At 71.6% G+C, this 12,866-nt stretch carries 7 protein-coding genes and 1 pseudogene; all 8 read right to left on the bottom strand.

The features are described 5' to 3' along the window. Positions 1-65: 65 nt before the first annotated feature. Positions 66-782 carry a response regulator transcription factor gene (locus ACFYOY_RS32175; protein WP_351891946.1) on the bottom strand — a complete coding sequence of 239 codons (717 nt, stop codon included), beginning with the start codon at positions 780-782 and terminating at the stop codon, positions 66-68. Next, positions 779-2,041, bottom strand: a complete 1,263-nt coding sequence (locus ACFYOY_RS32170) for a sensor histidine kinase (RefSeq protein WP_351891943.1) — start codon at positions 2,039-2,041, stop codon at positions 779-781. The genes ACFYOY_RS32175 and ACFYOY_RS32170 overlap by 4 nt, the downstream gene beginning before the upstream one ends. A 1-nt stretch (position 2,042) precedes the next feature. After that, positions 2,043-2,780, bottom strand: coding sequence for an ABC transporter permease (locus ACFYOY_RS32165; RefSeq protein WP_351891937.1), 738 nt, complete (start codon positions 2,778-2,780; stop codon positions 2,043-2,045). A 21-nt stretch (positions 2,781-2,801) separates the two neighbouring features. Then, a complete protein-coding gene (locus ACFYOY_RS32160) occupies positions 2,802-3,710 on the bottom strand; it encodes an ABC transporter ATP-binding protein (RefSeq protein ID WP_351891930.1) in 909 nt (302 codons plus the stop codon). A gap of 163 nt (positions 3,711-3,873) precedes the next feature. Beyond that, positions 3,874-4,470: a dTDP-4-dehydrorhamnose 3,5-epimerase gene (locus tag ACFYOY_RS32155; protein ID WP_351891923.1), complete on the bottom strand. Its 597-nt coding sequence runs from the start codon at positions 4,468-4,470 to the stop codon at positions 3,874-3,876. Continuing rightward, complete coding sequence (locus ACFYOY_RS32150; RefSeq protein ID WP_388591022.1) at positions 4,467-5,699, bottom strand: activator-dependent family glycosyltransferase; 1,233 nt, start codon at positions 5,697-5,699, stop codon at positions 4,467-4,469. The genes ACFYOY_RS32155 and ACFYOY_RS32150 overlap by 4 nt, the downstream gene beginning before the upstream one ends. Positions 5,700-5,734: 35 nt before the next feature. Further along, the gene (locus tag ACFYOY_RS32145; RefSeq protein WP_388591020.1) at positions 5,735-6,520 is read right to left on the bottom strand and encodes a thioesterase II family protein; all 786 of its coding nucleotides are present in this window, start codon (positions 6,518-6,520) and stop codon (positions 5,735-5,737) included. A gap of 57 nt (positions 6,521-6,577) precedes the next feature. Next, a pseudogene (locus ACFYOY_RS32140) lies at positions 6,578-12,823 on the bottom strand (type I polyketide synthase); the annotation flags it as partial. Positions 12,824-12,866: the final 43 nt, after the last annotated feature.

Below are 12,866 nucleotides of genomic sequence, written 5' to 3'. Positions count from 1 at the left end.
GCGGAACAACCCCTACCCTCATCCACCCCTATCTGCCACCCCTATCACGGCTCCGACCTGCGACGTCATTCGAATAGATGTCGTTTATGGGCCTCGCTGACGGCTGCCGCGCGATCCTTCACCCCAAGTTTTTCGTAGACATGCAGCAGATGTGTCTTCACCGTCGCCTGACTGATGAACAACGCCGCTGCGGCCTGTCGATTCGTGGCCCCGTCCGCGATAAGCCTGAGCACCTGGAGTTCACGGTCGCTCAGCGGCCCCTGGGTGGGTTTGCGGACCTGGCCGAGAACCCGTCCGGTGACCGCGGGCGAGAGAACGGACTGGCCCGAGGAGGCGGACCGCACGGCGCGGGTCAGCTCCTCGCGCGGGGTGTCCTTGAGGAGATAGCCGGTCGCCCCGGCGGCCAGGGCGCCCATGACGTCGCTGTCGGTGTCATAGGTGGTCAGCACCAGGATCCGGGCCTCGGGGTCGCCGCGCAGCAGTCGCTTGATGGCCTCGACCCCGCCCATCCGGGGCATGCGCAGATCCATCAGGACCACATCGGCCGGCCACCGCTCGTACAGTTCGACGGCCTCGGCACCGTCACCGGCCTCGCCGATCACCGTGAAGTCGGGGTCCCGCTCCAGCACCCCGCGCAGCCCGTCGCGGACCACGGGGTGGTCGTCCACGATGAGGATGCGGATGGGCGCGCCGGTGGCGCGGTGGGCGCCGTGGCCGGGGCCGTCGCCGCCGTGGGGGTCACCGTTGGGGGTGTTGTTACCGCTGGGGGTGATTCCGCTCATGCACCGGCTTCCTGGGGGATGACGGGGACGGCCGCGCTGATGGCGGTGCCCTCGCCACGGGCGCTTTCGATATCCAACGTACCGGCCACCCGACCCAGTCGGCGCCGCATCGCCACAAGCCCCAGCCCATGGCCGCCGGAGGTGCCGGCCGTGGCCTCCGCGGCCGCGGGGTCGAATCCGACGCCGTCGTCGAGCACATCGAGGACGATCACGTCCTCCATGTACGACAGGGTGATGCCCACCTTCGACGCCTCGGCGTGCTTGGCGATGTTGGCGAGTGCCTCCTGCGCCACCCGGTAGAGCGTGGCCTCCAGTTCGGCGTGGACGGGGGTGGCGGTCCCGGTCGTCGCGAACGCGACCTTCGCCCCCCGCCCCCGTGACCAGCCCTCGATCAGGCACTCCAGGGCGTCGGGCAGTGTCCGGGACTCCAGTTGCTCGGGGCGGAGCGCCTGGACCGACCGGCGCGCCTCGGCCAGGCTGTCGCGGGCCAGGTCCTTGGCCGCGCCGAGATGGCGGCGCCACACCTCGTGGTCGCCTTCGGCGTGTTCGGCGGCTTCCAGCTGCCGGATGATGCCGGCCAGCCCCTGGGCGAGGGTGTCATGGATCTCCCCCGCCATCCGCTGGCGCTCGTCCAGCACTCCGGCCTCACGCGCCTGGGTGATCAGCTGGGCGTGGAGCCCGGCGTTCTCGTTGAGCGCCGACCGGAGTTCGGCCACGGTCCGTTTGCGCCGCTGATGCTGTTCGTTCAGCCGGCTCGACAGCAGATTGATCCAGCCGATCACCACGGTCTGGAAGGCGATGGCGGCGACATAGCCGACCACGGCGCCGGTCGTGGGCTCCGGGAGGCCGTCCGGCACGGTGTTGACGACGAACGAGGTGGCCGCCACGGACACCAGCGCCCAGACCGTCGGCAGCAGCACCAGCGCCTGCAGGAACCCGGTGGCGGCGAAGACCATGAACACCTGGTCCCGCGCCATCAGCGCGGCGGAGAGGACGAGCAGCCCGGTGAAGTACACGGCCGTCCGCCCCATGCCGTACGGCTGTCTGCTGCGGCGGCCCGTCGGCAGGGTGTAGGTGCCCAGGATCCAGAGGGCGGCCAGCGCCGCCAGGCCGAGCGTGGTGAGCAGCCGCCGGGCCGGCGGCGGGCCGTGGACGACGCTCAGGGCCATGGACAGAAACAGCAGAAGGTAGGGCAGCCCTCCGAACAGGATGTCGGAGTGCCGCTCCCACCGTCCGCCGTCGTCCTTGGACGCGCTCACCTCACTCCCACCGGAACAGCTTGGCCGCGGCCGCGGTGGCGCCCACCGCGATCACCCCGAGGACGGTCAGGTGCAGCGCCTGCGGCCACTGGTTCTCCCAGGAGTCGCGCAGCGCCTGCAGCGCGGCGCCCAGCGGGGTGTAGTCGCCGATGGTGGACACGGTCTCGGGCAGATCCTCCTTGGGGAGGAACGCCCCGCCGAAGAAGAGGCTGGGGAAGAGCAGGGAAAGGCCCATCGCGGTGGCCGACTTGCTGCTCGGCGCCACGGCAGCGATGACCAAGCCGATGGAGAAGAGCGCCCAGGTGCCCAGGGCGAAGCTCACCAGGAAGGCGGGGACGTCACCGGGCAGCTTGGTGTCGAAGGCGGCCTTGCCGACGATGAGCACCAGCACCGCGGAGACCGCCGCGGTGACCAGGTTGATGAAGAGCTGGGCGATCAGCAGATTCCCCGGGTGGACGGGGCTGGCGGCCAGGCGCCGCAGGATGCCCTTCTCCCGGTAGGTCGCCAGCGTCGTGGGCAGCAGGTTGAGGGCCAGCATCGTCAGACACAGCGACATGGCCATCGCGGGGACGAACGCGGCCATCGACTCCTTGGTGGCGGCGTCGTCGTTGGACTTGGTGGTGACGAAGTGGAAGATGGCCAGCAGCATGATGGGCAGCGCGATGACGAAGAACACCGCGGTGGGATCGCGCAGGAACAGCTTGCTCTCGACGTAGGTGAGCTTGGTGCGCCCGGACATGGCAGAGATCTCCTCGGCGGTTCAGTTGGCGGGCTTGGAGCCGGTCAGGGCGACGAAGGCGTCATCGAGACTCGCCTGCTCCAGGCGGAGTTCGTTCGCCACGATCTGATTGCGGGCCAGGACGGAGATCACCGCGTAGACGACATTGCCCTTGCCGACCACCGTCACCTGCGACTTGGACCGGGTCACACTGCTCACCTCGGGCAGCGAGGTCAGCAGTTCGTCGTCCATCGGCACGGACGGCTTGAACCGGATGATCTGCTGCTCATTGACCCGGGACACCAGTCCGGAGGGGGTGTCCAGGGCGACGACCCGGCCGGATTCGATGATGGCGATCCGGTCGCAGAGCCGCTCGGCCTCCTCCATGAAGTGCGTGACCAACAGCACGGTCACGTCCTGCTCCCTGACCTTCTCGATCAGCTTCCAGGTCTCGCGCCGGGCGTGCGGGTCCAGTGCGGTGGTCAGCTCGTCGAAGACGGCGATCCTGGGGTTGCCGACCAGGGCGAGCGCGATGGACAGCCGCTGCTGCTGTCCGCCGGAGAGCGATCCGTAGGCCGTGTCGGCCTTGCCGGACAGGCCCCAGTCCTTGATGAGCTCGCGCCAGTCGACGGGATCGCGGTAGAAGGTGCTGTAGAGCTCGAGCGCCTCCCACACCTTCATCTTGGGGGGCAGTTCGCTCTGCTGGAGCTGGATCCCGATGGACTCGCGCAGCTCGGCGAGGTCCTTCAGCGGGTCCAGGCCCATCACGGAGATCTCGCCACCGTCCCGTTTGCGCATCCCCTCGATGCACTCCACGGCGGTGGTCTTGCCCGCGCCGTTGGGGCCGAGGATGCCGAAGATCTCACCCTCCTCCACGGAGAAGGACACGTCCTGTACCGCGACGTGATTGCGGTATTCCTTCCGCAGGTTACTGACCTCGATCAGCGGCATCGGCCCGGGTCCTCCTCGCTCGGTTCCTTCACTCTTCCACCGTAGGAAGCGGGTATCCCCCGCGGATCGGCCCATCGGCTGCCCACTGGGCTGATCCTCCCTCCACCCACCGGCTGATCGGCCGCATCAACCGATCGGTGGAGGGGGGTACGCCATGGCCGGGTCAGTCACGCCGGGGGTGCAGCGCCCGGCAGACCTCGTAGGACGGCAGCAGGCCCGCCCGTTCGGCCTCGGCCAGCCCGGGGGCGTTCCGGTCGCGCTGGGAGACCAGATACTCCAGGTCCGTGGGCCAGGGCAGGCCGAGCGCCGGGTCGAAGGGGTCGATCTCGTGCTCGGCGCCCGGGTTGTACTCCGCCGAGTTCAGATAGGCCGCCACGGTGTCGTCCCGCAGCGCGATGAAGGCGTGACCGAGGCCCTCCTCCAGATACACCGCCCGGTACGAGACGGGGTCCAGCCGCACACTGTCCCACTGGCCGAAGGTGGGCGAGCCCACCCGCACGTCCACCACCACATCGAGGAGTTCGCCGCTGGTGCAGGTCACCATCTTGGCCTGGCCCGGGGGTACGTCCGCGTAGTGCACCCCGCGGACGGTGCCGCGCCGGGAGACACTGTGGTGGTTCTGGCCCAGGCGCAGCGGATGGCCGACGGCCGCGGCGAAGGCCGATTCGGTGTAGTGGGCGACGAACGCGCCGCGCTCGTCGCGGTGGACGTTCGGGCTGAATTCGTAGGCGCCGGAGACCGCCAGTTCACGCACCTTCATCGGCCGTGCTCCATGGTGAGCTTCTCCAGCACCGGCACCACATCGTGCGGGGTGGGGGTGTGCAGGTTCTCCTCGCGCAGGCGCGCGGCGGTCTCCTTGTACGTGGCGTCGCCCAGCAGCCGTTCGACGCTCTCCCGCAGCACCTCGGCGGTCAGCTCGGAGGCGTGCACGGCCAGTCCCGCACCGGCCTCGTGCAGACTGGTCGCCTTGTTCCACCAGTCGCCGTAGCGGATGGTGGGGATGAACTGCGGTACGCCGTTGACCAGTGCGGTGCCCCAGGAGCCGAAGCCGCCGTGGTGGATGAGGACCGAGGCGCCGGGCAGCAGGGCGTGCAGCGGGACGAAGTCGACGATGTGGGTGTTGGCGGGGATCTTCTCCAGGGCCGTGACCTCCTCGGGCGGCAGCGCGGCCACCACGTCGATGTCCATGGTCCCGAGGGTGTCGATGATGTCGGTGACCGGCATGAAGGTGCCGCCCAGGGCCGCCCGTGCGGAGACGCCGGAGGTCAGCACGACCCTCGGCCGCTCGGGGACCTCGCGCAGCCAGTCCGGGATCTCGCAGGGGCCGTTGTAGGGCAGATAGCGCACCGGGACCCGCTGGACCGAGAGCGGAAGCTGGAGGCTGGTGGGGATCTGGTCGATGGTCCACTGGCCGACCACGACCTCCTCGTCGAAGGTGCGGTCGTAGCGGGCGAGGATGCCGCCGAGCCAGTCGGCCATCGGGTCCTCGCGGCGCTCCTCGGGCTGCTCCGCGAGGCGGGTCAGGAACACCTCGCGCATCTTGGAGTAGATGTCGATACACCACAGCAGCCGTGCGTGGGCGGCGCCCACGACCCGGGCGGCCACCGGGCCCGCGTAGCTGACCGGGTCCCAGATGACCAGATCGGGCTGCCAGTCGCGGGCGTAGGCCACCAGCTCGTGCACCATACAGTCGTTGTAGGTCTGGTACGCGAACATCACGCTGACCTTGAACTTCATCAGCACCTGTTCCCAGGAGTGCTGATCGAGGTCCGGAGTGGACCAGTCGGACAGCGGGTTCTCCAGCGAGTCGCGGTTCTGCGTCAGCATCTCGTGGAGGTTGTGGTCCGTGCCGACGGAGACGGCCGTCAGACCGGTGCTCTTGATGTGTGCGGTCAGCGCGGGGTTGCTGGCGACATGCACCTCGTGGCCGGCCGCGGCCAGCGACCAGGCGAGCGGGACCATGGTGAACAGGTGCGATTTCTCGGACACCGTCGCGAAAAGGATACGCATCGTCGGTTTCTCTCTCAGTCGATAGGTCGTCGGGGGCGGGCGGTGGCCGCCCGCAGGGTGTCCGTGATGACTCCGGCCACCGCTGCCTTCTGCTCACCCAGGTAGAAGTGGCCGCCGGAGAAGACCTCCAGCCGGAAGGAGCCCGAGGTGTGCTCCCGCCAGCCCGCCATCTCCGGGGCCCTGACGCGGATGTCGCTGTCACCGGCGAGCCCCACGATGTCGCAGCGCAGCCTGGCGCCGGGCCGGTACTCATAGGTCTCGGCCGCCTTGTAGTCGCTGCGAATGGCCGGCAGGGCCAGCCGCAGCAGTTCGGCGTCGCCGAGGATCCGCGAGTCGGTTCCGCTGACCAGTTGGAGCTCGGCGATGAGCCCGGCGTCGTCGCGCCGGTGGATGTCCAGGCTCCGGTGGTGGGAGGGCGCGGGCCGGCCCGAGGCGAAGAGCGCCACGGGCACGGTCCCCAGCTCCCCTTCGAGCAGCCGGGCCAGCTCGAACCCGACGCTCGCGCCCATGCTGTGGCCGAACAGCGCGATCGGCCGGTGAGCCGTCAGTGGCGTCAGCGCCGCGAAGATCTCGCGCGCCATCTCATGGATGTTCTCGATGGGCGTGTCATGGCGGCGGTCCTGCCGTCCCGGGTACTGGACGGCCAGCGCCTCCACGGTCGGCGGCAGCAGCTCGGAGATGGGGAAGTAGAAGCTGGCGGCTCCTCCCGCGTGCGGCAGGCAGACCAGGCTGACCTCGGCCTCCGGACGCGGATGGAACCTGCGGAACCACAGGCTCTCATCGGTGACGGGCAACGCCATGGTCCTCGTTCCTTTCGCGGTGCGGGAGGGCGCCTCGGCGGCGGGTGCGGGGCGTGGTCAGGCGCCGTCACGCGGCAGGGATTCCAGCCAGTCCTCGATGGCCTGGGCGGTGGGGAGGGAGTGGTCCTCCATCATGGTGAAGTGGTTGCCGCGCACATCGACGATGTCGTGCGGCAGCTCCCAGAAGGACCGCCAGTCGGGCAGTTCCTCCAGCTTCAGCGACCCGGTGGACAGCGGCTCCAGCGCGCGCACGAGGAGGGTGGGGGTCGCGATCGGCTCGGGATCCCAGCTGCCGAAGAGGTTGAGATACCAGCCCATGGCCGACAGCCGGTCGTCGTCCATGGTGACGAACACGCCCTCGCGCTCGGTCATCCCGTCCATGAGCGAGAGCCCGAACTGGTTGAGGATGCTGCTCTTGGGCACGTACGTGTCCACCAGCACCACCGCGGTCGGCTGGATGCCCATCCGCTCCAGATGTCCCGCCGCCGCATGGGCGAACCAGCCGCCCGCCGAGGAGCCGAGGAGCACGATCGGCGCCCCGTCCGCGGCCTTGGCCACCGCCTCGGCCTGGGCCGCGACCACCGCGTCCGCCGTCTCGGGAAGGGGCTCACCGCGCCCGAAGCCCGGCAGCGCGAGCGCCGACACATCGCGTCGGCCCCGCTGCGAGGCCGCGAACCGGGCGTACTGGTGGATGCCCGCGACCGCCAGGCACGAGGAGAAGCAGAACATGTGCTGCTCGGCCGGGCCCTTGCTGAGCCTGACCGGCGTCGGCAGCTTCTCCAGCTCGGAGGTGGCGCTGAACCGGGGCCGCAGCGCCGCCGTGGCGTGCAGCAGGTCGAAGATCTCTTTCCATTTCCCGGTCTCGAACGCCTGGGTGTACAGCGCGCTCAGCGTGGTGGACTCACCCGCGGCGGCAGCCGCCGTGCCCGAGGGCGTCTCCACGGACGGGCCCGACTGCCGGGCCGCGGCCAGGTCCGAGCGGAGCCGGGCGGCCAGATCGGTGGGCGTCTCGTGGTCGAAGACGAGCGTGGCGGGAAGCCTCAGCCCGGTGGCCGCGTTCAGCCGGTTGCGCAGCTCGACCGCGGTGAGCGAGTCGAAGCCGGAGTCCACGAACTCATGGGTCGCGCCGATGGCGGACGGGTCCGGGTGGCCGAGCACGGTGGCCACCTGCGTGCGCACCAACTCCACCAGTACGGCGTCCTGTTCGGCCTCGGACAGCCCGGCGAGCCGTTCCCGCAGCGCGGAGTCGCCGCCCGGTGAGCCGGCGCGCGTGTTCGCGCCCGCCCGGCGCGCCGGTGCCCGCACCAGTCCGCGCAGCAGCAGCGGTACCGAGCCGGATCCGGCGTTCGCGCGCAGGGCCGCGAGGTCGAGCCGCATCGGGATCAGCAGCGGAGTGTCCAGGGCGAGGGCGGTGTCGAGCAGTTCCATGCCCTGTTCGGAGGAGAGCGCGGCCACGCCCGAGCGGGCGGCCCCGGCCGTGTCCGCCGTTCCGGTCATCGTGCTGGTCTGCGCCCACAGCCCCCAGGCGAGGGAGTGGGCGGGCAGCCCCTGCGCCCTGCGGGCCTGCGCGAAGGCGTCGAGGAAGCCGTTGGCGGCCGCGTAGTTGCCCTGGCCCGCGCCGCCGAGCACACCGGCGGCCGAGGAGAAGAGCACGAACGCGGCCAGGTCCAGCTCCCGGGTGGCCTCGTGGAGGTGGAGTACGGCGTCGGCCTTGGGCCGCAGCACCGTGTCCATCCGCTCGGGGGTGAGCGAGGAGATCACTCCGTCGTCCAGTACCCCGGCGGTGTGGAACACCCCGGTCAGCGGGTGGTCGCCGGGCACTTGGGCCACCAGGGCGGCCACGGCGTCCCGGTCGGCGGTGTCGCACGCCGCCACGGTCACGGTGGCGCCGAGCGCGGTCAGCTCGTCCCGCAGCCGCCCGGCACCCTCGGCGGCAGGTCCCCGGCGGCTGGTCAGCAGCAGATGGCGGACGCCGCGCCGGGTCACCAGGTGGCGGGCGAGCAGCCCGCCGAGCGTCCCGGTGGCGCCGGTGATCAGAACGGTGCCCTCGGGGTCCAGCGCACGCGTGGCGCCGGTCTCGCCCTGGGCGCGGGCGAGCCGCGGGGTGTGCGCCTGGCCGGCGCGCAGCGCGAGTTGCGGCTCACCGGAGGGGAGGACCGCCGGGAGGGCCCGTACGGACTCCTCGTGCTCGTCGAGGTCGACGAGGGTGAACCGGTCGGGGTTCTCCGACTGCGCCGAGCGCACCAGGCCCCAGACGGCGGCGCCGGGCAGATCGGTGACGTCCGCGCCGGGCGCGGTGGCCACGGCGCCCCGGGTGACGAACACCAGCCGGGAGTCGGCGAACCGCTCATCGGCCGACCAGCTCCGGGCCAGCTCCAGGGCGGTGCCCAGGGAGGCGCGTACCGCGTCGGCCGGTGCGCCGGGCCCGGGCTTGCAGCACACCAGGACCGCCGCGGGGGCGGCCGTACCGGCGTCGACGGCCGCGCCCAGCGACTCCAGGTCCACATACGACTCCAGGTGGACCCCGGCCGCGAAGAGGCTCTCGGTCACCTCCAGTCCGTCGTCGCCGACCAACGCGGCCCGGGTCAGCGGGGTGGCCGGGGCGGGTCCGGCGAGAGCGGGCCAGTCGAGCTGGAACAGCGCCTCGTTGCTCGCGGCGCGAGCGCCGCTGAGCTGATCGCCGGTCATCTTCCGCAACAGCAGGCCCTCGACGGTGGCCACCGGGCGGCCGGTGGGGTCGGCCACCGCGAGCGCCACGGTGTCCTCCCCGGCCGGGGAGATCCTCACCCGCACCTCGTCGGCCCCGGCGGCGTGCAGCGACACTCCGGTCCAGGAGAACGGCAGCCGCCCCTGCGCCGTCTCGGGGTCCTCTCCGGCGAAGAGGGTGCCGAGCGCGATGCCGTGCAGGGAGGCGTCGAGCAGGGCCGGGTGGATCCCGTACGTGGCGGCGGCCGACTGCTGCTCCTGGGCCAGCCGTATCTCGGCGAACACCTCGTCGCCGCGCAGCCAGGCGGCCCGCAGGCCCCGGAAGGCGGGGCCGTAGCCGAAGCCGCCCGCCGCGTACCGCTCGTACATGTCGCTGACGTCGAGTTCGGTGGCATCCGCCGGAGGCCACTCGGTCAGCTCCGCGGGGGTGGCCGGTGCGGCGGTGGCGAGCGTGCCGGTGGCGTGGGGGGTCCACGGCTCGCCGAACCCGACGCCCTCGGGGCGGGAGTGGACGTTCAGCGGGCGCCGTCCGCTCTCGTCCGGTTCCCCGGCGGTCACCCTGAGGGTGAGCGCGCCACGGGCGGGGAGGATGAGCGGCGCCTGCAGGGTCAGCTCCTCGACCCGGTCGCAGCCCACCTGGTCACCGGCCTGGATCGCGAGCTCCAGGAAGGCGGTGCCGGGGAAGAGGACCGTGCCGGAGACGGCGTGGTCGGCCAGCCAGGGCTGGGCGGCCAGGGACAGCCGGCCGGTGAGCACCAGACCGTCGGTGTCGGCGAGTTCGACGGCGGCGCCCAGCAGCGGATGCCCGGCGGAGCCAAGGCCCGCGGAGGTCACATCGCCGGCCCGGTCCGGGCCGTCCAGCCAGTAGCGCTGCCGCTGGAAGGCGTACGTGGGCAGCTCCACCCGGCGCGCGCCACGGCCCGCGAACACCTTCTCCCAGTCCACCTCGCCGCCGTGGGCATGCACCAGGCCGACCCCGGCCAGCAACGACTCGGCCTCACCCCGGTCCTTGCGCAGCAACGGGACGAACGCGGCGTCATCGGTGCCGGAGACGCACTCCTGTCCCATCACGGACAGCACACCGACCGGGCCCAGCTCCACGAAGCGGGTCACGCCCTGGTCCTCGAGGAACCGCATGCCGTCCTGGAACCGCACCGGCTGCCGCACATGGCGCACCCAGTAGTCGGGCGTGCACAGCTCCTCGGCCGCCGCCTCGCCGGTCACATTGGACACCACCGCGATCCGGGGGGTGGCGTAGGACAGCTCACCGACGACCTTGGCGAACTCCTCGAGCATGGGGTCCAACAGCGGCGAGTGGGCGGCGACGCCGACCCGCAGCCGCTTGCTCTGGACGCCCACCGCCTCCGCTATCCGCAGGACGGCCTTCTCGTCACCGGAGATCACCGTGGCGGCCGGGCCGTTGACCGCGCCCAGGGCCACCTGGTCCTCGTGGCCCGCCAGATGGGGCAGCACCTCGGCCTCGCCGGTCTGCAGCGAGACCATCGCGCCTCCGGCGGGCAGCGCATCCATCAGCCGGCCCCGGGCCGCGACCAGCGCACACGCGTCCGGCAGCGAGAACACGCCCGCCACATGCGCCGCCGCCAGCTCGCCCACCGAGTGGCCGACGAGGAAGTCCGCGGTCACGCCCCAGGACTCCAGCAGCCGGTACAGCGCCACCTCGACGGCGAAGAGGCCGGTCTGGGTGTAGAGGGTCCGGTCGAGCAACTCGGCGTCCTCGCCGAAGACCACGTCGCGCACCGCGTGTTCGACATGTCCGTCCAGGTTGCGGTCGAGTTCGGCGCAGACGGTGTCGAACGCGGCGGCGAAGACCGGGAAGGCGGTGTGCAGGGCGCGTCCCATGCCGAGCCGCTGTGCGCCCTGCCCGGTGAACAAGAACGCCGTCTTGCCCGCACCGGCCACCGCGCCGGGCGTGACGCCGGAGGCCAACTGGTCGAGTTCACCCAGCAGTTCGGCTCGGTTCGATCCCACGACCACCGCGCGGTGGGTGAAGGCGGAGCGGGTGAGCGCCAGCGAGTAGCCGATGTCCACCGGGGACGGCTCGGGCGCGCCCGCCACATACGACCGCAGTCGCGCGGCCTGAGCCCGCAGGGCCTCCTCGGTCCGGCCCGACAGCGGCCACGGCACCAGGTCACAGGCGGCGGGCCCGGTGTCCGCGGGGGCCTCGGTCTCGGCCTCGTCCTCGGCCTGCCCGGCGGGGGCCTGCTCCAGGATCACATGGGCGTTGGTGCCGCTGAATCCGAAGGCGGACACCGCGGCGCGGCGCGGCCGCTCGGTGTCCGGCTCGGGCCACGGCCTGGCCTCGGCCAGCAGCCGTACCGCACCCGACTCCCAGTCGACGTTGGGGGTCGGCTCCTCGGCGTGCAGCGTCTTGGGCAGCACACCGTGGCGCAGCGCGAGCACCGTCTTGATGATCCCGCCGACGCCCGCGGCGGCCTGGGTGTGGCCGATGTTGGACTTCAAGGAGCCGAGCCACAGCGGGCGGTCCTCGGGGCGGTCCTGACCGTAGGTGGCGAGCAGGGCGCCCGCCTCGATGGGGTCGCCGAGCGAGGTGCCGGTGCCGTGCGCCTCGACCGCGTCCACATCGGCCGCGGTCAGCCCGGCGTCGGCCAGCGCCTGCCGGATGACCCGCTGCTGGGAGGGGCCGTTGGGGGCGGTGAGCCCGCTGCTGGCGCCGTCCTGGTTGGTGGCGGATCCGCGGACGACCGCGAGCACCCGATGGCCGTTCTCCCGCGCGTCGGACAGCCGCTCCACGAGCAGCATGCCCACGCCCTCGCCCCAGCCGGTGCCGTCGGCGGAGGCGGCGAACGCCTTGCAGCGGCCGTCGGAGGCGAGCCCGCGCTGCCGGCTGAAGTCCACGAAGGCCACCGGTGTGGACATCACCATCGACCCGCCGACGAGGGCGAGTTCGCACTCCCCGCGGCGCAGCGCCTGCGCGGCGAGATGCAGAGCCACCAGCGAGGACGAGCAGGCGGTGTCCACGGTGACCGCGGGGCCTTCGAGACCGAAGGTGTAGGCGATACGGCCGGAGGCGATGCTGCCGGAGCCACCGCTGCCGACGTATCCCTCGACATCGTCGGGCACCTGGCGCAGCCGGGTCGCGTAGTCCTGGTACATCACCCCCGCGAAGACCCCGGTGCGGCTGCCGCGCAGCGTGGCCGGGTCGATCCCGGCCCGCTCCAGGGCCTCCCACCCGGTCTCCAGCAGCAGCCGCTGCTGCGGGTCCATGGCCAGCGCCTCGCGCGGGGAGATGCCGAAGAATGCGGGGTCGAAGTGGTCGGCGTCGGTGACGAAGCCGCCCTCCCGCGCATAGCTCGTCCCCGGCTTGTCGGGGTCCGGGTCGTAGAGGGCCTCCAGGTCCCAGCCCCGGTCGGCGGGGAACTCGGTGACCGCGTCACGGCCGTTCGCCACCAGCTCCCACAGGTCCTCCGGGGACGCCACACCGCCGGGGTAGCGGCAGGCCATCCCGACGATGGCGATGGGCTCGTGGTCCTTGGCCTCGGCCTCCTGAAGGCGCTGGCGAGTGCGGTGCAGATCCGTGGTCACTCGCTTGAGGTAGTCGCGGAGCTTTGCCTCGCTCACCGTTTACCGCCCATCTCTTTGATTTCCAACTCCGGGTACT

It is taken from the genome of Streptomyces sp. NPDC007875, from assembly GCF_042868035.1.
GTDB lineage: Bacteria > Actinomycetota > Actinomycetes > Streptomycetales > Streptomycetaceae > Streptomyces > Streptomyces antimycoticus.
Note: the sequence above shows the minus strand (reverse complement) of the source record. Positions and strands in the feature narration are given on the sequence as shown.

Excerpts from the sequence above, each read along its gene's own strand:
- ACFYOY_RS32155 (WP_351891923.1), bottom strand. The coding sequence starts at position 4,470 with ATGAAGGTGCGTGAACTGGCGGTCTCCGGCGCCTACGAATTCAGCCCG.
- ACFYOY_RS32160 (WP_351891930.1), bottom strand. The coding sequence starts at position 3,710 with ATGCCGCTGATCGAGGTCAGTAACCTGCGGAAGGAATACCGCAATCAC.
- ACFYOY_RS32165 (WP_351891937.1), bottom strand. The coding sequence starts at position 2,780 with ATGTCCGGGCGCACCAAGCTCACCTACGTCGAGAGCAAGCTGTTCCTG.
- ACFYOY_RS32145 (WP_388591020.1), bottom strand. The coding sequence starts at position 6,520 with ATGGCGTTGCCCGTCACCGATGAGAGCCTGTGGTTCCGCAGGTTCCAT.
- ACFYOY_RS32175 (WP_351891946.1), bottom strand. The coding sequence starts at position 782 with ATGAGCGGAATCACCCCCAGCGGTAACAACACCCCCAACGGTGACCCC.